Here is a 21,392-nt window from a genome sequence, read left to right as displayed (position 1 = left end):
GACCCGAATTCCGCGCCAAGACTCGCGAGCGAGTCTTGAATAATTGGAATATCATGAAGATTATTTTTGATATAAATATTTTATGAAAGTATTAAAATTATGATAATATATGAAAGGATTCTAAAATAAGTATAAACTCTATTGATTTAGTTATATACTAACGGTATAATTGCAAAAGAAGTTAAAGAAAGAAGGAAACGATTATGTACTACCCATATGGTTTTTATTTTGATAAAACGTATATTTTAATCATTATTGGTGCTGTTATCTGTATGATTGCATCCTCTAAAATGAATTCAACATTTCGCAGATATTCAAGAGTGAGATGTCATTGTGGATTAACAGGTTCTCAGGCGGCAGAAAGAATATTAAACCAGGCAGGTATTTATGATGTTTCTGTGGAAAGAGTAAGAGGAAATCTTACAGATCATTATGATCCAAGAAGTAAGACTCTTCGTCTTTCAGACGTAACATACGGTTCTGATTCCATTGCTGCTATTGGAGTTGCAGCTCATGAATGTGGTCATGCCATACAGCATCAGAAAGGTTATGTTCCGTTAACGGTTAGAGGTGCATTGGTTCCTATTGTTAATATTGGATCTAATTTGTCATGGGTTTTTATTATTGCAGGAATCTTTTTGAGTATGAATCAGACATTGATTAATGTTGGAATTATTTTATTTTCATTTGCAGTTATTTTTCAGTTGATTACGCTCCCGGTAGAATTTAATGCATCAGGAAGAGCTTTAAAAATTTTAGGTAATACAGGGATTATGTATGGTGAGGAAGTTGATCAGACAAGAAAAGTATTATCAGCGGCAGCATTAACTTATGTGGCAGGAGCAGCATCAGCATTGCTGAGTTTGTTAAGACTGGTACTTCTGTTTGGAGGAAATGACAGGGATTAACAATTAATCTGAAATGGAAAGTAAATTGTGGTAATAATGGAATGGAAAAGTGGATTTGTCCACTGAATTCTCTGTAAAATAAAGCTGTAATGTCATTGGATATTGCAGCTTTCGATTTATTACAGAAAAACAGGATAAGGAAATTATGGGAAAAAAATATTATGCAGTAAAAGCAGGAAGAACTCCTGGGATTTATGAAACATGGGATGAGTGTAAGGCGCAGACATCTGGCTTTAAAGGTGCTCGTTATAAAAGTTTTAAAACTTTGGATGAAGCAAGAGAATTTATGAATATAGATTCTCATAAACAGATGATAATAGATGATGATACTTTAATTGCTTATGTGGATGGGAGTTTTGATCAGACAGTAAAAGCATTTTCCTATGGAATGGTTCTTTTATATAAAGGAAATGAAAAATATTTTGCCGAGAAATATAATGATCAAGATCTTGCAACCATGCGAAATGTAGCTGGAGAAATTAAAGGAGCCCAGTCTGCTATGACATATGCACTGGAGAATGGATTTCAAAAAATTGCCATTTATTATGATTATGAAGGTATTGAGAAATGGTGTATCGGGGAATGGAAAACAAACAAAGAGGGTACACGTGCTTATCGGGAGTTTTATCAGGAAATAGAAAAGAAACTGCAGGTAAAATTTATAAAAGTTAAAGGGCATTCCAATGACAAGTATAATGATATGGCAGATATGTTGGCAAAATCAGCACTGGGTATTGGAGATGGAAGTTTTGTGCCAGGAGAAGGTCCATTGTGGTTAAAGAAAAAGGACTTGCAAAATAATTAGAGTTATTGTAATATAATATAGCTTATGTACCAGTAACTCAGTGGATAGAGTGGCAGCCTCCGAAGCTGTTGGCCGCGGGTTCGACTCCCGCCTGGTGCATTATAAAACCCACGTTTTTACGTGGGTTTTTTATTTTGCCTCTATGTGACAGGAACAGCAAACAAACCGATTTGAGGTGGATGATAGGTAAATGCCATAAAGCATAGCATGACAACAAATACAACGATGCATAATAGTGAAATACAATACTTTCTTTTATAAGACTTTGTGATTTTATAAATAGAATAAAAAGCAAATATCGAACTTAATGCAAACGTTGTGATGTCCAGAATAAAAAGGTTGTATCCCAGAATTCCGGTATACGTATAAAATATAACTGGAATCAGGAATGTTCCAATTAAAATTCCCAGGGATAAAGAGGCAAAAATACAGGGATAATATTTACTTAGTTTTCTGTACATAAAAAGGGAATAGACTAACATTGGAAAAAATACTAATTTCATGTGTTCCCATGTTGATTCATTTACAGGACAGAAGAAACCTACTATAAAGTTTTTTCCGCTCCAGTCATAAATAAAGTGAGAAAGGGTTCCGGTAATTAAAACAAAAATTATGCCGATAATTGTATACTTTTTTAATTGATTCATAGTAATCACCTCATTTCAGAATATGTAATAAATGTTATTTTATTCATTTAGGGTAAAGTAACCAGGAAATCTGCCATGAAAATTCAGACTGGTGTAATATCCAGATTGTGAAGTAACTGAGTATTTAAAACAACAAAATGGGGAAGAATGTGTTATAAATACAACTTGTTAAATTAAGGAGAAATATATGGTAATCGTAATTGCATTTTTAGCAGGAACATTTTTTGGAGCAACGGCCATTATCTGCTGGGCGTTGTGTGCGATACAAAAAAATCCTCATCTTTAGATTAAAAAGATTAATAGTAATGAAAGAGGAGACAGATTATGATTCATCCGTCTCCTTAGATTCGCAAAATGCTCTTTGTGCCGATAGAGTTGCAAGGGTATCATCTAGCTGTGCAAAAAATGCTGCCATTAGGTCAATTTCTTCAGAGGTTTTTCCATCGGTAATGGAGCAGGCAAGTGCAGAAATAGCCACAACTAAATTGCAAGATTCCATAAAATCACCTCACTGTGCTGTATGATGAATTAGACTGACATTTTATTTATTTCAGACTAGGCAGTGCTACATACATTACAGCCTGCCGGTGACGATTATATATGTTTACCAGCAGGCTGTACGGATTAAAAGTACGTTGACACTTTAATGTTTTTTGAAATCAATAGGACTTTCAATCACTGTTGCAACCTGAAATTCATGCTTGTGACCATCTTCTTCTTCCGTAAAATCCTTAAGGAAGTGTACGTGTTTGCCATTACCAACATTAATGGCACCAGAAGTTTTTCCACAAAACTCATGAAAATGTTCATCAGAAAAGTCAGTATGAAATTTAACTTCGTGAAAATGATCACGTTTGTCGTTTGTGTATATGGCTTCTCCAGATACTGTGCAGAATCTATGATTGTGACAGTCATCACATTCATTAAAAATCTTGGTGCTGCCGGTTATTTCATGGACATGTTTCTGTTTTCTGCAGTCATATGGTTTAGTGTACATTGCAAATCTCCTTTTTTTATGATATGACATAGAAAATAGAAATGTGAGATAAAAGATGATTGTTAAGAAATCTTAAGGAAAAATATAAATGATACAACCGGTTCTGAAATATAATCAAAACCGGTTGAAGATGGAATTATTCACCACCAGGACCATCATGGCGAGGGATTTCATCCGGAATCACATTTGTTGCGTTGGTTTTCTTTGGGAGATCAATTTCCGGGATGCTGTCATCATCATATCCGTCATTGGAAGATGGGTCCACTGGTGGAAGGTTTTTCTTCTTTTCCATATGCATACACTCCTTTCAAGAGTAGTATGTGCAGAGGTGATGAGATTTATTAAGTTAGATTTGAGCTGAGACAGTAAAATGGCAGTTCTGTACAAAATATGCTGGAAAGACTGGACATTAGTCTGCTAAACACATTAAAATAGAATACATGCAATTTTTTAATGATTTATTTTAAAGAGGAGGAATAATTATGGAGCATATTTCAGAGATTCAGGTAAGATATGCGGAAACGGATCAGATGGGAATCGCACATCACAGTAATTATCCCATCTGGTTTGAAGTAGCGCGTACAGATTTTATCAAAGCTGCAGGAATTACATATACGGATGTTGAAAAACAGGGAATTATTACGCCGCTGACCAGTCTTGAATGTCAGTATAAAATAGCTGCATTATATGAAGACTGTCTTCAGATACATGCAAAGCTTACTAGATTAACACCGGTAAGACTGGAATTTTCTTATGAAGTAACACGAGGAAATGACCTGATTGCAACAGGAAAAACAACTCATGGAATGGTGTCTAAAGATTTAAAACCAGTCAATGTAAAAAAAGAACACCCGGAAATTTACCGGATGTTTGAGGCTGCATTAGAGCAGGCTTAACTGTTCAATTAAAATTAAACGCATCAGCTGGTGGGGAAAGGTCATATGACTAAAACTCAGTTTCAGTTTACCACGGGAAATGACTTCTTTTGATAATCCAAGAGAACCTCCAATGATAAAGGTAACGCAGGATATGGAGTCATGTTTTAACTGCTGCCATTTCTGATGGAATTCTTCTGTGGAAAGGGATTTTCCTTCAATACATAATGGAATTACATAACTGTCCGAAGGAATTCTCGAAAGAATGCGTTTTCCTTCGGTTTCTTTTATTTTTAATTCTTCCTTTTCACTGGCATGATCCGGGGTTTTTTCGTCTGGCAGTTCTATAATCTCAAAATCATATTTTTTTTGGATGATTTTAGAGTATGATGTAATAAGGTTTTTTAAATAGGTTTCTTTTAATTTACCTACACAAATAATCTGAAGTTTCATAGTAATCTCCTGGGTTGATTTAAAAATGGTATAATATCTATTATAATCTCTATGTTATATTTTTCTCTGCTTAATGTCAATTTAACTATTTATGTTTGCCTTTATTTTGAAAAATGATATAATATAGAGAAATCTCAGGTGATATTTCCACAGACTGGAGGAATTATTTTGAAATTGAAAAGATCAACTGTTGTTATCATCGTGTTAAGCTGGGTTTTGTTTTTTGTGGCATGTTTTTGCTTGCTTATGAAAATGGACCAGATTCATACAGAAGAGATTACAAATGAAAAAATATTCCAGGAAGGAAATACAAAAGAGAATATTACATTGGAACAAGATACAGAAGAGAAAAAAGAAGATGATTTTGCAGATGTAAAAGCATTTATGAAAGAATACTATCATTATATCCAAAGCGATAATGTCCAAGCATTAAAAAGTATGGTGGAAGATACCAGTCAGCTGCTTCAGAAACAGGAAAGTCTGAGCAAATATGTAGAAGAGTATCAAAATCTTTCATATTATGTGGAACAGGGAGCAGATGAATCTTCTTTTATTGTATATGTTACATATCAGATAAAGATAAAGGATATTGACACTCCTGCACCTGGTATGACACCATATTATCTTGTGAAAAAAGGTGATTCTTTTATGATTTATAATAATGAGGATCATTATACAGACGAGATGATAAATGCCAAAAATAAAAGTCTTAATCATCAGAACGTCAGACAGTTGACGGATAAAATGAATAAGGAATATGAGAGGGCAGTAAAAAAAGACAATAAGCTAAAGGATTTTTTGAAGGAAAGCCAGTAATTATGATGAAATTTAATATTTATATACTTCAGAAAAAAGCAGAACCTGTGTATCAGCAGGCCATGGATGAATATTTAAAAAGGCTGCAGGCATATGGAAATGTTTCTGTAAATTATATAAAGAATGACAAGCAAATGAAGAAGAACGTAGAAAAAGGCGGAAAGAAATTCCTTGTTGTACCAGGGAAAAAAAGTAAAACAAGTCCTGAATTTGCAGAGACAATCAAAGATTTATCCGTACAGGGAGAATCAGAACTTAATTTTTATATTGGAAATATATCTGAGCCATTAGAGCAATTGAACATCTCATCTTTTTCTATGAATACGTCATTAACTGTCGTTGTATTGCTGGAACAGATTTACAGGGCTTACCGCATTATAAACAATCAACCATATCATAAATAAGGAGACCATCATGGAATTTAAGACACCAACGCTGGAAGATAAAAAAGAACTGGATTATTATTTGTTAAAGGATTCGACAAGAAGCTGTGATTTCAATTCTGCAAACATTATTTTATGGAATAGTTTTTATAAATGTCAGTATACGATTATTGAGAACTGTGTTGTAGTAAAAACGGATGAAGAAGGGACATCCTTTTCCTATCCGATGGGAAATGGAGATAAGAAAAAAGCAGTTGAAACTATCATGAAATATTGTAAAGAAAAAGAAATTCCTTTTATTATGCATGGAATTACCCATGAAGCAGAAGAGGAAATGATAGCTATGTTTGGGGATATTTTTAAAGTGGAATATGACCGGGATGAAGCAGATTATATATATGAAAGAGAAAGTCTTGCAACATTGAAAGGGAAAAAACTGCATGGAAAAAGAAATCACATTAACCGGTTTAAGGAAAATCATCAGTGGTCTTATGAAAAACTGAATGATGAGAATCAGCTGGAAGCAATCACGATGTTAATGGAATGGAAAATGCAGAATTGTTCACCGGAAGATGTTGAAAAACATGAAGAAGTATGTGTGTCTAAAAATAGTCTGATCTACTATAAAGAGTTTGGACTGACAGGAGGAATTCTTCGTGCAGATGGTAAAATTGTGGGATTTTCTCTTGGAGAACCGGCATTGAATCCGGACACCTTTGTGGTTCATATAGAAAAAGCTTTTGCAAATGTTCAGGGAGCATATCCTATGATCAATCAGCAGTTCGTTATACACGAAATGGAAGGTTATAAATATGTTAACAGAGAGGAAGATCTTGGTGAAGAAGGTCTTCGTAAAGCAAAGATGTCATATCGACCTGCATATATGCTTGAAAAAGGTTTTTTGAGATTTAAGTAAAGTCTTATTAACATATAATACAAAATAATAAGTAAATTAATTGACACTAAGAGTCTAAAAATGTAGAATTAAATTATAAGCTTTTAGGAGGAAATTGCTATGAGACATTTGATTGATCCAATGGATTTAAGTATGGAAGATATCGATCGCCTGTTAAATCTGGCGGATGATATCTCTGGTAATCCTGAAAAATATCAGGAGGTGTGTAAGCATAAGAAACTTGCTACATTATTCTTTGAACCAAGTACAAGAACAAGATTGAGCTTTGAAGCAGCAATGTTGGAATTAGGCGGTAGCGTACTTGGTTTTTCTTCTGCGGATTCATCTTCAGCAGCAAAAGGGGAAAGTATTGCGGATACTGCCAGAACAGTAGCTTGTTATGCGGATATCATTGCTATGAGACATCCAAAAGAAGGGGCACCATATGTTGCATCACAGTTTGTCGATATACCTATAATTAATGCGGGGGACGGGGGTCATAATCATCCGACACAGACATTAACCGACCTGCTTACAATCCATAGAGAAAAAGGACGTCTGAATAATTTTACCATCGGGTTCTGCGGGGACTTGAAGTTTGGGCGTACAGTTCATTCCTTGATTAAGGCACTATCAAGATATGATAATATTAATTATGTTATGATTTCACCGGAAGAACTTCAGATACCGGAATATCTTAAAAAGGATGTTTTTGAGAAAAAGGGGATTTCCTTCAGGGAAGTTGAGCGTATGGAAGATGTAATGCCAGAACTTGACATTATCTATATGACTAGAGTTCAGAGAGAACGTTTCTTTAATGAAGCAGATTATGTTCGTCTAAAAGATAGTTATATTCTGGATTTGGATAAATTGAAGAATGCAAAAAAAGATTTATCAATTCTTCATCCGTTGCCTCGTGTAAATGAAATATCTGTAAAAGTTGACAGCGATCCTAGAGCATGTTACTTCAGACAGGCATTAAATGGAAAACATGTAAGAATGGCTTTGATTATGGATTTGTTGGGGGTAAGTGTAGATGAACATTGATAGTATAAAAAATGGAATTGTATTAGATCATATTACTGCTGGTCGTGGAATGGAGATTTATAAGAGTCTCGGGTTGGACAAACTTGATTGCAGTATTGCAATTATCAAAAATGTTAAGAGCAGTAAGATGGGAAAGAAAGATATTATTAAAATTTCCGATAATTTTGAAGTTAATTTCGATGTACTTGGATATATTGATCCGGAAGTAACAGTTTGTGTTATTGAAAATGGTGGAGTAAAATCAAAACATAAAGTTGAACTTCCACAGACGATAAAAAATATTGCTAAATGCAAAAATCCAAGATGTATCACATCAATTGAGCAGGAAATCGATCATGTGTTCAAATTAGTCGATAAAGAAAAACAGATTTATCGTTGTATTTATTGTGAGTCAAAATTGAAAAAGAACTAAAAGGCAAAGAGGGTTTTACATGGAACAGGAGAACAAAACAAGCATAAACAGGGTGAAAAAAGACATCAGCAGTCCAAAGAGTTTTACTCCGCCGGAGGAGCTAAAAGAACAGCTGATCTCGACTATGAAGGATATTTATGAAGAAGAAGATGTGGAAAAGGTAAGGGAAGCTTATGATGTGGCATACAAGGCACATGATGGGCAGAAGCGAAAGTCTGGCGAACCATATATCATTCATCCTATTTGTGTTGCCATTATTCTTGCCGAACTTGAACTTGATAAGGAAACAGTTATGGCAGGGCTGCTCCATGATGTTGTAGAAGATACGGAAACCACTTATGAAGATATCGTTAGTCAGTTTGGCGAAGAAGTTGCATTACTGGTTGATGGTGTAACTAAATTGGGACAGTTGAGCTATTCTAAGGATAAAATAGAAGTGCAGGCAGAAAATCTAAGAAAGATGTTTCTGGCTATGGCAAAAGATATCAGGGTCATTCTGATAAAATTGGCTGACCGTCTTCATAATATGCGTACCATGCAGTTTATGCGGCCGGAAAAACAAAAAGAAAAATCCAGAGAGACCATGGACATTTATGCACCAATTGCCCATCGGCTTGGAATTTCCAAAATTAAAGTGGAACTGGATGATTTGTCATTAAGATATTTAAAACCAGATGTATATGAAGAGCTGGAACGTTCACTTAATTCGAGAAAAGAAGAGAGAGAAGCATTTATTAAAGAAATCGTTGAAGAAGTGGGCGGGCATATTGAGAGAGCAGGAATTAAAGCCGAGATTGATGGCCGCGTAAAACATTTTTTTAGTATATATAAAAAAATGGTTAATCAGAAAAAGACTATTGATCAGATTTATGATTTATTTGCGGTAAGAATCAAAGTGGATACGGTAAAAGACTGTTATGCGGCGCTAGGTGTTATTCATGAAATGTATAAGCCGATTCCTGGAAGATTTAAGGATTATATAGCTATGCCGAAGCAGAATATGTATCAATCTTTGCATACTACATTGATTGGACCGGAAGGACATCCTTTTGAAATTCAGATTCGAACTTTTGAGATGCATAGAGTGGCTGAATATGGTATTGCTGCCCACTGGAAATATAAAGAAAATAAAAATACTCCAGGTTTAAATAAAGAAGAAGAAAAATTAAGCTGGCTTCGAGAAGTTTTGGAATGGCAGAGAGATATGGATGACAATAAGGAATTTCTCAGCCTGTTAAAGACAAATCTGGATTTATTTGCAGAACAGGTGTATTGCTTTACACCGAATGGAGATGTGAAGAATCTGGCAAATGGTTCCACACCAATTGATTTTGCATATTCTATTCATAGTGCAGTCGGAAATAAGATGGTTGGAGCCAGAGTAAATGGAAAGCAGGTTCCGTTTGAATATAAACTCCAAAACGGAGATCGGGTAGAGATTATTACATCACAGAATTCAAAGGGACCAAGCAGAGACTGGCTTAACATCGTAAAATCTGCTCAGGCACGAAGTAAAATCAATCAATGGTTTAAACACCAGTTTAAAGAAGAAAATATTATACGAGGCAAAGAACTTCTGGAAAAATATTGTAAAAGTAAAAGTATTAATCTGCCGAAGCTTATGAAGCCTGAGTATATAAAGAAAGTTCAGCTGAAATATGGCTTCAAAGACTGGGATTCTGTTTGCGCCGCAGTGGGCCATGGAGGTCTGAAGGAAGGCCAGGTCATCAATAAGATGCTGGATGAAGACCATAAGATGCAGAAACGTACTATTACAGATGAGCAGGTGTTTGAAAAAACATTGGATTCTTCTTCAGTTGAAAAGGAAAAAGAGGGTAAATCTAAAGGAGGAATTGTTGTAAAAGGCACCCATGATGTAGCAGTGCGTTTCTCCAAATGCTGTAACCCTGTTCCGGGAGATGAGATTGTTGGATTTATTACCAGAGGAAGAGGAATATCCATTCATCGTACTGACTGTGTAAATCTCCTGAGTATGTCTGAGACAGACAGAGCCAGGCTTATTGAAGCGGAATGGCAGGTCAGTGAAGGTGATTCAACACAGACATATACAACAGAAATTAATATTTATGCTAATAATCGAAAAGGACTTCTTGCAGATGTGTCTCGTATTTTCCTTGAGCTTGATATTGATATTATTACGATCAATGTATCAAACAATAAAAAAGGAAGGGCAACTTTAAGTATGTCATTTGATATAACAGGAGTAAGTCAGCTGAATCGGATTATTGCAAAAATCAGAAATATTGAAGGTGTAATAGACATAGAACGAACGGCAGGATAGGTGAAGAAAATGAGCGAACATTTAAAATTGATTAGTGTTTGTCTGGGACAGATGCAGACAAACTGTTATATAATTGAAAATACAGAGACAAAAGAAGCATTTGTTTTTGATCCGGGAGATCAGGGAGACAGAATTATGGATTTTCTGAAAAAGGAAGGAGTTTCTCTGGCAGGAGTATGTCTGACACATGCTCATTTTGATCATATCATGGCTTTGCCATATTTAATGCAGCAAAAAGATGATTTGCCAATTTATATTCATGAGGATGAAGAGGAAATATTAGAAAATCCTGATCTGAATCTTTCATCTATGATGGGGATGAATCTTTCATTTAAGGCAAATCATTTTGTAAAAGATGGAGACAAAATAGAAATTCTTGGTACAAAAGTTACATGTATTCATGTACCGGGACATACTAAAGGTGGAGTGTGTTATTATTTTGAAGATGATGAGTGGCTGATTTCCGGTGATACATTATTCCAGCAAAGTATTGGAAGAACTGATTTTCCTACAGGAGATTTTCAGGCTTTGATTCATGGAATCCGGACAAAATTATTTAAGCTTCCATTTGAGACACAGGTTTTTTCAGGACATACGCCACCAACAACTATTGGAGAGGAAAACAGGAGTAATCCTTTTTTGATATAAGAATATGATTGGATTAATTCAAAACGAAACAATATATGAATATGATTTGAGAAGTTTAATATTGGCTTTTATGTTAGGTGAGAAGATAGAATTAACGGATTCCGTTGATTCTATCTATGATTTTATTCTGAGAGTTTCCTATCAGACAGATGTAACGCATTTGACATTATATAAAAAAGGAATTAAAGTTTCCCGGGAACTGATTCCAGGTGATTATAAAGATAAGAAGTCCTTTAAGAACAGAATTAAAAGAGGAGTATATCTTTTATTGTCAGAAGAATTAAAAAGAGAGCTGCCATGGGGAACACTAACAGGTATTCGTCCAACTAAGATTGTTTTTGACGGCTTTGAACAGGGAAAGTCCCGGAAACAGATCATAGAAAATTTCCAGACAGAATATCTGGCATCACAAGAAAAAGCTTCTTTATGCACAGAAGTAGCTGCAAAGGAACGGAAATTGCTGGAAACTTTTCCATACAAGGATGGATATAGTTTATATGTGGGAATTCCTTTTTGTCCAAGTACCTGTTTGTATTGTTCTTTTACTTCATATCCTGTAAAAACCTTTCAGAGCAGAGTAAATGGATATCTGGAAGCCTTGTTGAAAGAGGCAGCTTTTGTCAAAGAACGATATAAGTGGAAGAAGCTGCAGACAATGTATATTGGAGGAGGTACACCTACTTCACTTTCTGCATCAGAGCTTGACTATTTATTGGACAGGTTAAATAAGTATTTCCCGTTTTCAGAGTTGCTGGAACTGACGGTGGAAGCAGGTCGTCCGGATAGTATTACCAAAGAAAAGCTTCAGGTACTGAAAAGGTATGGAGTAACAAGAATTAGTATCAATCCGCAGACCATGAATGATAAAACATTAAAGCTGATTGGGAGAAATCATTCTGTAAAGGATGTAAAAGAGAAATTTTATCTGGCAAGAGAAGTCGGTTTTCATAATATTAATATGGATATTATTTGCGGGCTGCCAGAGGAAGGAATTGAAGAGCTGGAAACCACCTGTCAGGAAATTAAAAAGTTGGATCCGGAGAGTCTTACAGTACATTCACTAGCGGTAAAACGTACTTCAAAACTGAATCATATGAGAGACGAATATCATTTTGGAGCTACAGAAGAAATGGTTTCATTTGCAAATCATTGTGCCGGAGAAATGAATATGAGTCCTTATTATATGTATCGGCAGAAAAATATTCCAGGTAATTTAGAAAATGTAGGCTTTTCAAAAAAATCAAAAGAATGTTTATACAATATTTTGATTATGGAGGAATTACATGATATTATAGCAATTGGTGCAGGTACTTCATCTAAGATTATCAATCAGAAACTGAACTCAATTTCAAGAATTGAAAATCTGAAAGATGTAATTCGCTATACTGCACGAATTGATGAGATGATTCATAGAAAAGAAGAAAAGATGAACCTCAGACAGGAGTTGTAAGTATTATGGCAGTCAAATATGGAAAAACAGATATTGAGACACCTATTCAGGCAGAATTAAGTGATTACATCAGTCATGGAATTGTTGTTAGTAATCTGGCATATCTTGTGGGATGTGAGATGGGACTTGATGAAAAAACCTGTTATGATCTTGCTGTAGCGGGAATGGTACATGATATTGGAAAGGTCCGTCTTAATTTTTATATGAATGAAAAGGAAGAAGACATTCTGGCTGTAGATGAAACAAGATATATGAGAATGCATCCATCCATCGGATATGCAATGCTGATTGAGTATGGATATAATCAGACAGTACTGGATGCTGTTCTTTATCACCATGAGCATTATGATGGAACTGGTTATCCTCATAATATCAGAGGAAAGAATATACCGCTGGTAGGTAGGATTATGCACGTCTGTGATATTTTTGGAGCACTGATTTCCAACAGAGATTACAGAAAAGGTTTTGATGTGGAAACAGCACTGGATATTATTATTGATGATGTAAAAAATTTTGATATGAAAGTATTTCTGGCATTTCAGAGAGTTGCTTTTTCTGAAAAAATGGAGAAAGTAATTGAAAAAGGAAATCTGGAAGAAATAGAGGAGGAAAATGAATCATGATTACACAGGCACCAAGAGGAACAAAAGACTGGTTTGGAAAGGAAATGGATCAGCGCACATATTTGGAAAACATGTTTAAAGAATTGTGTGCTTCTTATAATATTCATGAAATAATTACACCGGTATTCGAACATACAGTACTATTTCAGAGAAGTGTGGGCGAAACTACTGATGTTGTTCAAAAAGAAATGTATACATTTGAGGATAAAGGAAAACGCAGTATCACATTAAAGCCAGAGGGAACAGCAGGGGCAATTCGTGCATATCTTGAGCATGGAATGCAAAATGAACCGCAGCCAATTAAAATGTTTTATGTTACACCTGCATTTCGTTATGAAAAACCTCAGAGTGGTCGTTTAAGACAGCATCATCAGTTTGGAATAGAGTTTGTAGGATCTCAAAGTCCATTGGCCGAGGTTGAACTAATTACATTAGTCTCTTCTTTTATCAAAAAAATCGGTTTAAAAGATGCGAAACTTCATATTAACAGTATTGGATGTGAAAAATGTCGTGCAGATTACAATAAAGCTCTGCTGGCATACCTGAAGGAGCATGAAGAACAGTTATGTCCAACATGTCGTGAAAGAATGGAAAAAAATCCATTGCGTGTTATAGACTGTAAAGTACCGGAATGTAAGGAAATCGTAAAAGATGCACCAAGAACTATTGATTATCTGGATGAAGAGTGCAGAAATCATTTTGAAGAATTGAAATCTCTTTTAGAAAGTCTTGAGATTCCTTATGAGGTTGATACAGGAATTGTCCGCGGGTTAGATTATTATACAAAGACAGTGTTTGAGTTTGTCAATGAAGATGGCTTCACATTATGTGGCGGTGGCCGTTATGATAATCTTGTTCATGAAATTGATGGAAAAGTTTCTATGCCGTCTGTTGGTTTTGGAATGGGCGTGGAGAGAATCATTTATTTCCTGGAAGAAGAAGGTGTTGATCTTCCATGTCATAGAGATATTGATCTGTATGTTGGAATCCTTGGTGACCAGGCTAAGGCAAAAGCATATAAAATCGTTACCGGACTTCGTAACAAAGGATATGTAGTTGAAACAGATTATCTTTCTAGAAGCGTAAAAGCGCAGATGAAATATGCAAATAAAATTCATGCCAAAAATACGATTATTATTGGAGAGGATGAACTTGAAAAGAACCAGGGACAGGTTAAAAATATGGAAACAGGGGAAAATGTTCAGGTTTCTCTGGATGATATTCAAAGCTGTCTGGATTAAAAGTAAAACAATAACTGTCTTTCGTGACATTTAACAAAAAATCATTTATAATAATATAGTTAAGTGAAAGGAGGTAGCAAAGCGTGAGCGAATATGCAATAGTAGCACCAGAGGATTTTGATCAGAGTGCATTTCGATTAATTGGAAAGGAATGGATGCTTGTTACTGCGAAGAATCAGGAAGGAAAAGTTAATACCATGACCGCATCCTGGGGAGGATTTGGTGTAATGTGGGGAAAGAACGTTGCGGTGACTGTGATTAGACCACAGCGTTATACAAAAGAATTCATTGATCAGTCCGACTCTTTTACATTATCATTTTATGATGATACATTTAAGAAAGATTTATCATATCTTGGAAGTGTTTCAGGAAAGGATGAAGATAAGATTTCTAAGACCCGTCTGACACCAACAGATGCAAATGGCATTCCATATTTTGAAGAAGCTAAGATTGTTTTAATCTGTAAGAAATTATATGCACATCAGATGGATCCGGCAGGATTTGTTGAAGCAGGAGCTAATCTGGATGATGAATGGTATCCAGGTAAGGATTATCATGTCATGTACGTAGCAGAAATCGAACAGATTTTAGTTAGACAGGATTCATAAAGTTTAAATCTAAAGGCAGAACTACAAAAGGTTCTGCCTTTACTTGCAGTAAAATACTTATCTGTGCTATAATGACTGACAGTGAATTATGAAGGAGGAAATATCATGGCAGAATCAATGTCAGGTTTATCCAGATCCCATCGATGTACAGAAGTAAGCAATCAGCTTGTTGGAACAGAAGTCACTGTTATGGGATGGGTACAGAAAAGAAGAAATTTAGGAAGTCTTATTTTTATAGATTTAAGAGATCGTTCCGGCATATTGCAGCTGGTTTTTGATCAGGAAACCCTTTCTGCAGAAGATTATGAAAAAGCTAATTCATTAAGAAGTGAGTTTGTAGTTGCGGCAGTAGGTACTGTTCAAAAGAGAAGTGCGGCAATCAATGAAAATTTGAAAACAGGGGATATTGAAGTTAAGGTACATACCTTGAGAATTCTCTCTGAATCCGAAACTCCTCCGTTTCCAATTGATGCAGATAAAACTGTGAAAGATGAATTGAGATTAAAATATCGTTATTTGGATCTTCGCAGACCAAATCTTCAGAAAAATCTTATGATTCGTAATAATGTTACACGAATTGTACGTAATTTTCTTGCAGATGAAGGATTTTTAGAAATTGAAACACCGATTCTCGGGAAAAGTACTCCAGAAGGAGCAAGAGATTATCTTGTGCCGAGTCGTGTTCACCCAGGAAATTTTTATGGACTGCCTCAATCCCCTCAGCTGTTTAAGCAGCTTTTGATGTGTTCAGGATTTGACAGATATTACCAGATTGCAAAGTGTTTCCGTGATGAAGATTTACGTGCAGATCGTCAGCCGGAATTTACGCAGATTGACATGGAACTTTCATTTGTCGATGTAGATGATGTAATAGATGTTAATGAACGTCTGATGCAGAAGGTATTCAAGGAAGTTCTCGATATTGATATTGAACTTCCAATGAAGCGTCTTACATATAAGGAGGCTATGGATCGATTTGGATCTGATAAACCGGATACACGTTTCGGAATGGAACTTGTTAATGTTTCAGATACAGTGTCTGGATGTGACTTTATGGTATTTAAAGGAGCTCTGGAAAATGGAGGTTCCGTACGTGGATTAAATGCAAAAGGTTTAGGAGATCTTGGAAGAAAGAAAATTGATGCCTTTGTTGACTTTGCAAAAGATTTTGGTGCAAAAGGACTGGCATATATTCAGCTTAAGACAGATGGAACTGTAAAATCTTCTTTTGCTAAATTTATGAAAGAAGAAGAAATGGATGCACTGATTCAGGCAATGGATGGACAGGCAGGAGATTTACTGTTGTTTGCAGCAGATAAAGATAAGGTAGTCTTTGATGTTTTAGGAAATCTTCGTCTTGAAATTGGTAAAAAATATGATATGATAGATGAAACACTATATAATTTCCTGTGGGTAACAGAATTCCCTCTGTTGGAGTGGAGTGAAGAACAGAACCGGTATACAGCAATGCATCATCCGTTTACTATGCCATTTGAAGAAGATCTTGAATTTATTGATTCTGATCCGGGCAAAGTCCGTGCAAAGGCGTATGATATTGTTTTAAATGGTACAGAGCTTGGAGGAGGTTCTATCAGAATCCATCAGGATGATATACAGGAAAAAATGTTTGAGGCTCTTGGATTTACCAAGGAAGATGCATACAGTCGATTTGGTTTCCTGTTGGATGCATTTAAATATGGTGTACCACCTCATGCAGGACTTGCATATGGTTTGGATCGACTGGTTATGTGGCTGACCGGAGAAGACAGTATCCGTGATGTCATTGCATTCCCGAAAGTTAAAGATGCGTCATGTCTTATGACAGAAGCACCGGGAGCTGTGGATGAAGTACAGTTGGAAGAGCTTGGAATTCAGCTCTCTAGCGAAGAAGAGGAGAAATAAGATGGAGAAAATGTTATTTAGTGGTGTTCAGTCTAATTCTGATGTTGCACTGATTGCAATTAAAGGAATTAAGAATCAGCCAGGGATTGCAGCGAAAGTATTTGGATCAATTGCTGAGGAACACATTAATGTGGAGCTGATTCTTCAGTCTATTGGACGAGGAGATAAAAAAGATATCTCTTTTGTTGTAGGTAAAGATGACGCACAGGCAGCTGTTGATACTCTGAAAAAAGCTTTTTCAGAAGATGATTATGATGAAATCGTATGTGATACAGCAGTTGGAATCGTATCTATTGTTGGTGCAGGTATGATGTCCAATTCTGGAGCAGCTTCAAAAATGTTTGAAGCATTGTATAATAAAGGAATCAATATTAAGATGATTTATACATCTGAAATTAAAATTACAGTATTGATTAAAGAAAGTCGTGTAGAACGTGCAGTTGAAGCATTAAAAGAACAATTCCAGGAATAATAGGAAAGTACGAAAGGAGAACACAGATGTTTGATTTTAGTGAAGTAAAAAATTATGACAGCGAAGTAGCAGCAGCAATGGAAGATGAACTCACGAGACAGAGAAGTAATCTGGAACTGATTGCCTCTGAAAATCTGGTGTCCAAAGCAGTTATGGCAGCAATGGGAAGCCATTTAACAAACAAGTATGCTGAAGGGTATCCTGGAAAACGTTATTATGGTGGATGCGAATACGTAGATGTTGTAGAAAACCTTGCAAGAGAACGTGCAAAAAAATTATTTGGATGTGAATATGTAAATGTTCAGCCTCATTCTGGAGCACAGGCAAATATGGCAGTATTTTTTGCAGTTATGAATCTTGGTGATACTTATATGGGTATGAGTCTGGATCATGGCGGACATTTAACACATGGAAGTCCTGTCAACATGTCTGGTAAAAACTATCATTGTGTACCATATGGTGTTAATGATGAAGGATTCATTGATTACGATGAAGTTGAAAGAATCGCACTGGAATGTAAACCTAAGATGATTATTGCCGGAGCAAGTGCTTATGCAAGAGCTATTGATTTTAAGCGTTTCCGTGAGATTGCAGACAAAGTTGGAGCTGTTTTAATGGTAGATATGGCTCATATTGCAGGGCTTGTAGCTGCAGGATATCATCAGAGCCCGATTCCATATGCACATGTAACAACAACCACAACTCATAAAACATTAAGAGGACCACGTGGTGGTATGATTATGTGTAGTAATGAAGTTAATGAAAAATATAACTTTAACAAAGCAATATTCCCTGGAATTCAAGGTGGACCGCTGATGCATGTTATTGCAGCAAAGGCAGTATCTTTTAAAGAAGCATTATCAGATGAATATAAAACATATATTGGACAGGTTGTAAAAAATGCAGATGCCTTGGCTAAAGCATTAATCGCAGAAGGATTTGATATCGTTTCTGGAGGAACAGACAACCATTTGATGCTTGTTGACCTGAAAAAATATGATCTGACTGGAAAAGAAGCAGAAAAAGTTCTGGATTCTGTTCATATTACATGTAATAAGAATACAGTACCAAATGATCCAAAATCTCCATTTGTAACATCTGGATTACGTCTTGGAACACCAGCAGTTACAACAAGAGGATTGAAGGAAGAAGATATGGCAGTGATTGCCAAAGCCATTCGTCTGACATTATTAGATAAGAAGCTGGATGAAGCAGCAGCAATGGTAAAAGATCTGACAGATAAATATCCATTATATGAATAGGAAAGAAGCGGATAAAACGCTGTAATGACCTATAGAGCAAAAAACGGGAATTCCTTAAAAGAACTTTCCGTTTTTTTCTATATTTTTAGACAAAATATAGAAAAAATATCCATTGCATTAGTCATCAATATGAGTTAGAATAATACCTATCGGATTTTTACTAAGTTTTTACATTGTGGAGGAGTTCATAAAATGAAGAAAAAACAAAAGCTGATGATTGCCTGTGGAATAGTGGCTCTATTTATTGCTATTGCAGCAGGAGTACATATATATTATCTGGATCGTTGGTTTCCGGGAAGTACATTTAATCAGGTAGATGTATCAGGAATGACATACGAGGAGTCTGTAAGAGAAATTAAAGAATCTGTTGCAGATTATAAATTAAAAATAAAAGCAAGAAATAAAGGAAGTCTGACAGTTTCAGGAAAAGATATTGAACTTGCATTTACATCAGAAGAAGTTTTAAAAAAAATGTTTGACGGTCAGCACGAAAAAAGTGTGATTGTTTCATTTTTTGATAGTGGTGATGAAACATCTGTGAATGCAGTTTCATATTCAGAAAAAAAATTAAACAATATATTAAAATCTTCCCAGATTTTTAAGGGAAGTGATCAGTATAAGATTATAAAACCACAGGATGCGACTATTGTTTACTCAGAGAAGAAAAAGTATGGAGTCATTCAGAAAGAAAATGAAGGAAATCAGCTGGATGAAGCACAATTTCTTTCTGCCGGAAAACAGGCAGTTGAATCTCTGTCAGAGAATATAAATCTAACAGATGAGAAAAAATATCCTAATGTTTATAAAAAACCTGGATTATATGAAGATGATAAAGAACTAAAGGATATGCAGGAAACGTATAATCAGATTCTTCTTCACTGGATTCAGTGGGATATGGGTAATAATGTTACAGAAACATTAGGACCAGATACATTAAAAAACTGTATTAAGATTGATACTCAAAAGCACACAGTGAAAATCAGCAAAAAAGCAGTTGAAAAATGGATTGAATCATTTTGCCTTAAATATAAGACACAGGGAATTACAAGAACATTTAAAACCCATTCCGGTAAAAAAATTAAGATCAGTGGCGGTGATTACGGATGGAGAATAGATTACGATAAGGTTATTAAACAGGTGTTAAAGATCCTGAAAAAAGCTCCTGACACGAAAGCTATAGAAGCCTATAAGAAGAAGCCATCTGCGGATAATGAAAAAGCACTGATAACTTCATTAAAGCCTGTATATAGTCACAAAGGTTATCGGATGGATTATCAGAATAAGCAGAATGACTGGGATACCAAGAACTATAGTGAAGTGGATCTTTCAGCTCAGCAGGTTTATGTATATAGAAATGGAAAAATGGTATTTAGCTGTATTTGTATTACCGGTAAGGCAACTCCTGACAGAATAACAAGGACAGGAGTTTATGATATTAAAGAAAAGAAGCTGACCAAAACTTTAACAGGAGCAGATTACAGTGTAGAAACAAAATACTGGACCAGAATCATGTGGACTGGAACAGGATACCATTACAGCAGTCGAGGCGACTGGGGCAGATGGTCTACTACATATTATAAAACTGCAGGATCCCATGGATGTGTAAATCTCACATTGGAAAATGCTGAAGCAATCTATCGTTTGACAAAGATTGGTGATCCGGTCTTTATTCATTATTAAAAAAATAAGTACCAGAGGATTATAGAGTCCTTCTGGTACTTTGTTTTTACATAGGAAATTGTTTTGAATTCCATACTTTATAAAATTCTCTGGGAGTGTATCCAAGAACTTTTTTAAATGTCTCAGAAAAATAGCTGCTTCCAGAAAATCCAACTTCTTTTGCAATCACTGTCATTGATTTTTCGTGAGCTAAAATTAGGGGGAAACTTTTCCATATTCGAAGACGAATCAAATAGTCAACAGGACTGTAGGGAAGGATTCGCTGGAATATGCGGCTACATTCACTGTTACTCAAAGAACAGGAAGCAGCTATATCTGCTAAAGTATGTTTTTGGGAATAAGTTTCATCCAGGTACTGCATCATTATTTTTATGCGTTGAATATCTTTTTGGTCTTTTTTAGCCATAGGTGACAGAGAGGAAATATTTTGAAGAATATAATAAAATATTTCTGGGACAAAGTGCTGGATTTTTAATTCATAGCCAAAATTTTTTGTCTCGCATATAGCTGTTATTTTTTTTAGTAATTCCAGAATATATTTCTGCCATGGAATTCTTGGAATTAGAGGAATATGGGAAAATGAAGGATTTTCAGAAATCGGTAAAATGTATTTCTGATAAATGCTATCACTTTCATTTTGATAAAGCATGTGCTTTCCAACACATATGGAAAGAAAACAACAATTATATTTCTGATAGGACATGGCATAGTGAATTTGTCCGGCATTGATAAACAATCCTTCTCCTTTGGAGATGATATAACCTTTCTGATTAATATGGAACTCTAATTTACCGGAACACACAAAAATAAATTCAAAATCCTCCTGCCAATGGGGAAATATAATTTTTCCGGGAAGCGTTTGGATATCATATATGTTTCCTTCAAAAGAAAATGTTTCAGAAGGAACAGATCTATCGTTGAAATCAAATTTAACCGGATGTTGTTTAATTTGCTTCATGAAAACAC

At 35.4% G+C, this 21,392-nt stretch carries 24 protein-coding genes and 1 tRNA gene; 19 read left to right on the top strand and 6 right to left on the bottom strand.

What is annotated here, in order from left to right:
• Nucleotides 1-203 precede the first annotated feature (203 nt).
• From BHF70_RS02785 to BHF70_RS02775, 3 genes are all read left to right on the top strand, one after another.
• Complete coding sequence (locus BHF70_RS02785) at nt 204-908, top strand: zinc metallopeptidase (RefSeq protein ID WP_075758839.1); 705 nt, start codon at nt 204-206, stop codon at nt 906-908.
• A gap of 145 nt (nt 909-1,053) precedes the next feature.
• Nucleotides 1,054-1,713 (top strand): ribonuclease H1 domain-containing protein, encoded by a 660-nt coding sequence (locus tag BHF70_RS02780; RefSeq protein ID WP_075758837.1) that lies wholly within the window; start codon nt 1,054-1,056, stop codon nt 1,711-1,713.
• Nucleotides 1,714-1,739: 26 nt separating this feature from the next.
• Nucleotides 1,740-1,812, top strand: a tRNA-Arg gene (locus tag BHF70_RS02775).
• Nucleotides 1,813-1,853: 41 nt separating this feature from the next.
• Here the strand turns inward: BHF70_RS02775 and BHF70_RS02770 are convergent.
• From BHF70_RS02770 to BHF70_RS12445, 4 genes are all read right to left on the bottom strand, one after another.
• The gene (locus BHF70_RS02770) at nt 1,854-2,360 is read right to left on the bottom strand and encodes a DUF6512 family protein (RefSeq protein WP_075758835.1); all 507 of its coding nucleotides are present in this window, start codon (nt 2,358-2,360) and stop codon (nt 1,854-1,856) included.
• Between the two features lie 322 nt (nt 2,361-2,682).
• The gene (locus tag BHF70_RS12500) at nt 2,683-2,859 is read right to left on the bottom strand and encodes a DUF6774 domain-containing protein (protein WP_192846095.1); all 177 of its coding nucleotides are present in this window, start codon (nt 2,857-2,859) and stop codon (nt 2,683-2,685) included.
• A gap of 144 nt (nt 2,860-3,003) precedes the next feature.
• Nucleotides 3,004-3,357 carry a YmaF family protein gene (locus tag BHF70_RS02765; RefSeq protein WP_075758834.1) on the bottom strand — a complete coding sequence of 118 codons (354 nt, stop codon included), beginning with the start codon at nt 3,355-3,357 and terminating at the stop codon, nt 3,004-3,006.
• 136 nt (nt 3,358-3,493) lie between these two features.
• Nucleotides 3,494-3,649, bottom strand: a complete 156-nt coding sequence (locus tag BHF70_RS12445) for a hypothetical protein (RefSeq protein WP_158024874.1) — start codon at nt 3,647-3,649, stop codon at nt 3,494-3,496.
• A 190-nt stretch (nt 3,650-3,839) separates the two neighbouring features.
• Here BHF70_RS12445 and BHF70_RS02760 point away from each other — a divergent pair, with 190 nt between their 5' ends.
• Nucleotides 3,840-4,253 (top strand): acyl-CoA thioesterase, encoded by a 414-nt coding sequence (locus BHF70_RS02760; protein WP_075758832.1) that lies wholly within the window; start codon nt 3,840-3,842, stop codon nt 4,251-4,253.
• Here the strand turns inward: BHF70_RS02760 and rlmH are convergent.
• Nucleotides 4,239-4,685, bottom strand: coding sequence for a 23S rRNA (pseudouridine(1915)-N(3))-methyltransferase RlmH (gene rlmH / locus BHF70_RS02755; protein ID WP_075758830.1), 447 nt, complete (start codon nt 4,683-4,685; stop codon nt 4,239-4,241). The genes BHF70_RS02760 and rlmH overlap by 15 nt on opposite strands.
• A gap of 168 nt (nt 4,686-4,853) precedes the next feature.
• Here rlmH and BHF70_RS02750 point away from each other — a divergent pair, with 168 nt between their 5' ends.
• The 15 genes from BHF70_RS02750 to BHF70_RS02680 all read left to right on the top strand — a co-directional run bounded on the left by BHF70_RS02750 (nt 4,854) and on the right by BHF70_RS02680 (nt 20,426).
• Nucleotides 4,854-5,501 carry a hypothetical protein gene (locus BHF70_RS02750; protein WP_143249359.1) on the top strand — a complete coding sequence of 216 codons (648 nt, stop codon included), beginning with the start codon at nt 4,854-4,856 and terminating at the stop codon, nt 5,499-5,501.
• A 2-nt stretch (nt 5,502-5,503) separates the two neighbouring features.
• The gene (locus BHF70_RS02745; RefSeq protein WP_075758829.1) at nt 5,504-5,905 is read left to right on the top strand and encodes a 23S rRNA (pseudouridine(1915)-N(3))-methyltransferase RlmH; all 402 of its coding nucleotides are present in this window, start codon (nt 5,504-5,506) and stop codon (nt 5,903-5,905) included.
• Nucleotides 5,906-5,915: 10 nt separating this feature from the next.
• Nucleotides 5,916-6,800, top strand: coding sequence for a DUF2156 domain-containing protein (locus tag BHF70_RS02740; RefSeq protein ID WP_075758827.1), 885 nt, complete (start codon nt 5,916-5,918; stop codon nt 6,798-6,800).
• A gap of 99 nt (nt 6,801-6,899) precedes the next feature.
• Nucleotides 6,900-7,826: an aspartate carbamoyltransferase gene (gene pyrB, locus BHF70_RS02735; RefSeq protein WP_075758826.1), complete on the top strand. Its 927-nt coding sequence runs from the start codon at nt 6,900-6,902 to the stop codon at nt 7,824-7,826.
• Nucleotides 7,816-8,238 carry an aspartate carbamoyltransferase regulatory subunit gene (locus BHF70_RS02730; RefSeq protein ID WP_075758824.1) on the top strand — a complete coding sequence of 141 codons (423 nt, stop codon included), beginning with the start codon at nt 7,816-7,818 and terminating at the stop codon, nt 8,236-8,238. The genes pyrB and BHF70_RS02730 overlap by 11 nt, the downstream gene beginning before the upstream one ends.
• Nucleotides 8,239-8,257: 19 nt before the next feature.
• A complete protein-coding gene (locus tag BHF70_RS02725) occupies nt 8,258-10,540 on the top strand; it encodes a RelA/SpoT family protein (RefSeq protein WP_075758822.1) in 2,283 nt (760 codons plus the stop codon).
• A gap of 9 nt (nt 10,541-10,549) precedes the next feature.
• Nucleotides 10,550-11,188 (top strand): MBL fold metallo-hydrolase, encoded by a 639-nt coding sequence (locus BHF70_RS02720; protein ID WP_075758821.1) that lies wholly within the window; start codon nt 10,550-10,552, stop codon nt 11,186-11,188.
• A gap of 4 nt (nt 11,189-11,192) precedes the next feature.
• Complete coding sequence (hemZ, locus tag BHF70_RS02715; RefSeq protein WP_075758820.1) at nt 11,193-12,638, top strand: coproporphyrinogen dehydrogenase HemZ; 1,446 nt, start codon at nt 11,193-11,195, stop codon at nt 12,636-12,638.
• A gap of 5 nt (nt 12,639-12,643) precedes the next feature.
• Entirely contained in the window at nt 12,644-13,261 is a 618-nt protein-coding gene (locus BHF70_RS02710; RefSeq protein ID WP_075758818.1) for an HD-GYP domain-containing protein, read from the top strand.
• Entirely contained in the window at nt 13,258-14,502 is a 1,245-nt protein-coding gene (gene hisS, locus BHF70_RS02705) for a histidine--tRNA ligase (RefSeq protein ID WP_075758817.1), read from the top strand. The genes BHF70_RS02710 and hisS overlap by 4 nt, the downstream gene beginning before the upstream one ends.
• Nucleotides 14,503-14,585: 83 nt before the next feature.
• A complete protein-coding gene (locus tag BHF70_RS02700; protein WP_075758815.1) occupies nt 14,586-15,110 on the top strand; it encodes a flavin reductase family protein in 525 nt (174 codons plus the stop codon).
• Between the two features lie 105 nt (nt 15,111-15,215).
• Nucleotides 15,216-17,012, top strand: a complete 1,797-nt coding sequence (gene aspS / locus BHF70_RS02695; RefSeq protein ID WP_075758813.1) for an aspartate--tRNA ligase — start codon at nt 15,216-15,218, stop codon at nt 17,010-17,012.
• Between the two features lies 1 nt (nt 17,013).
• On the top strand, nt 17,014-17,484 hold the full coding sequence (locus BHF70_RS02690) for an ACT domain-containing protein (protein WP_075758812.1): 471 nt from the start codon (nt 17,014-17,016) through the stop codon (nt 17,482-17,484).
• 26 nt (nt 17,485-17,510) lie between these two features.
• The gene (gene glyA / locus BHF70_RS02685) at nt 17,511-18,746 is read left to right on the top strand and encodes a serine hydroxymethyltransferase (protein ID WP_075758810.1); all 1,236 of its coding nucleotides are present in this window, start codon (nt 17,511-17,513) and stop codon (nt 18,744-18,746) included.
• 192 nt (nt 18,747-18,938) lie between these two features.
• Nucleotides 18,939-20,426, top strand: coding sequence for a L,D-transpeptidase family protein (locus BHF70_RS02680; RefSeq protein ID WP_075758808.1), 1,488 nt, complete (start codon nt 18,939-18,941; stop codon nt 20,424-20,426).
• Between the two features lie 46 nt (nt 20,427-20,472).
• Here BHF70_RS02680 and BHF70_RS02675 read toward each other — a convergent pair whose 3' ends face one another.
• Nucleotides 20,473-21,384: an AraC family transcriptional regulator gene (locus tag BHF70_RS02675; protein ID WP_075758807.1), complete on the bottom strand. Its 912-nt coding sequence runs from the start codon at nt 21,382-21,384 to the stop codon at nt 20,473-20,475.
• Nucleotides 21,385-21,392: the final 8 nt, after the last annotated feature.

Origin of the sequence: Anaerostipes sp. 494a, from assembly GCF_001940315.1 — a bacterium.
In the GTDB taxonomy this organism is placed as follows: Bacteria; Bacillota; Clostridia; order Lachnospirales; family Lachnospiraceae; genus Anaerostipes; species Anaerostipes faecalis.
Note: the sequence above shows the minus strand (reverse complement) of the source record. Positions and strands in the feature narration are given on the sequence as shown.

Bases quoted from the DNA above. Each gene is read 5' to 3' on its own strand.
- BHF70_RS02785 (WP_075758839.1), top strand. From the start codon at position 204: ATGTACTACCCATATGGTTTTTATTTTGATAAAACGTATATTTTAATC.
- pyrB (WP_075758826.1), top strand. From the start codon at position 6,900: ATGAGACATTTGATTGATCCAATGGATTTAAGTATGGAAGATATCGAT.
- hisS (WP_075758817.1), top strand. From the start codon at position 13,258: ATGATTACACAGGCACCAAGAGGAACAAAAGACTGGTTTGGAAAGGAA.
- BHF70_RS02740 (WP_075758827.1), top strand. From the start codon at position 5,916: ATGGAATTTAAGACACCAACGCTGGAAGATAAAAAAGAACTGGATTAT.
- BHF70_RS02690 (WP_075758812.1), top strand. From the start codon at position 17,014: ATGGAGAAAATGTTATTTAGTGGTGTTCAGTCTAATTCTGATGTTGCA.
- hemZ (WP_075758820.1), top strand. From the start codon at position 11,193: ATGATTGGATTAATTCAAAACGAAACAATATATGAATATGATTTGAGA.
- BHF70_RS02730 (WP_075758824.1), top strand. From the start codon at position 7,816: ATGAACATTGATAGTATAAAAAATGGAATTGTATTAGATCATATTACT.
- BHF70_RS02780 (WP_075758837.1), top strand. From the start codon at position 1,054: ATGGGAAAAAAATATTATGCAGTAAAAGCAGGAAGAACTCCTGGGATT.
- BHF70_RS12500 (WP_192846095.1), bottom strand. From the start codon at position 2,859: ATGGAATCTTGCAATTTAGTTGTGGCTATTTCTGCACTTGCCTGCTCC.
- BHF70_RS02710 (WP_075758818.1), top strand. From the start codon at position 12,644: ATGGCAGTCAAATATGGAAAAACAGATATTGAGACACCTATTCAGGCA.
- BHF70_RS02760 (WP_075758832.1), top strand. From the start codon at position 3,840: ATGGAGCATATTTCAGAGATTCAGGTAAGATATGCGGAAACGGATCAG.
- BHF70_RS02745 (WP_075758829.1), top strand. From the start codon at position 5,504: ATGATGAAATTTAATATTTATATACTTCAGAAAAAAGCAGAACCTGTG.
- BHF70_RS02725 (WP_075758822.1), top strand. From the start codon at position 8,258: ATGGAACAGGAGAACAAAACAAGCATAAACAGGGTGAAAAAAGACATC.
- BHF70_RS02680 (WP_075758808.1), top strand. From the start codon at position 18,939: ATGAAGAAAAAACAAAAGCTGATGATTGCCTGTGGAATAGTGGCTCTA.
- BHF70_RS02770 (WP_075758835.1), bottom strand. From the start codon at position 2,360: ATGAATCAATTAAAAAAGTATACAATTATCGGCATAATTTTTGTTTTA.
- BHF70_RS02675 (WP_075758807.1), bottom strand. From the start codon at position 21,384: ATGAAGCAAATTAAACAACATCCGGTTAAATTTGATTTCAACGATAGA.
- glyA (WP_075758810.1), top strand. From the start codon at position 17,511: ATGTTTGATTTTAGTGAAGTAAAAAATTATGACAGCGAAGTAGCAGCA.
- BHF70_RS12445 (WP_158024874.1), bottom strand. From the start codon at position 3,649: ATGGAAAAGAAGAAAAACCTTCCACCAGTGGACCCATCTTCCAATGAC.
- BHF70_RS02765 (WP_075758834.1), bottom strand. From the start codon at position 3,357: ATGTACACTAAACCATATGACTGCAGAAAACAGAAACATGTCCATGAA.
- rlmH (WP_075758830.1), bottom strand. From the start codon at position 4,685: ATGAAACTTCAGATTATTTGTGTAGGTAAATTAAAAGAAACCTATTTA.
- aspS (WP_075758813.1), top strand. From the start codon at position 15,216: ATGGCAGAATCAATGTCAGGTTTATCCAGATCCCATCGATGTACAGAA.
- BHF70_RS02720 (WP_075758821.1), top strand. From the start codon at position 10,550: ATGAGCGAACATTTAAAATTGATTAGTGTTTGTCTGGGACAGATGCAG.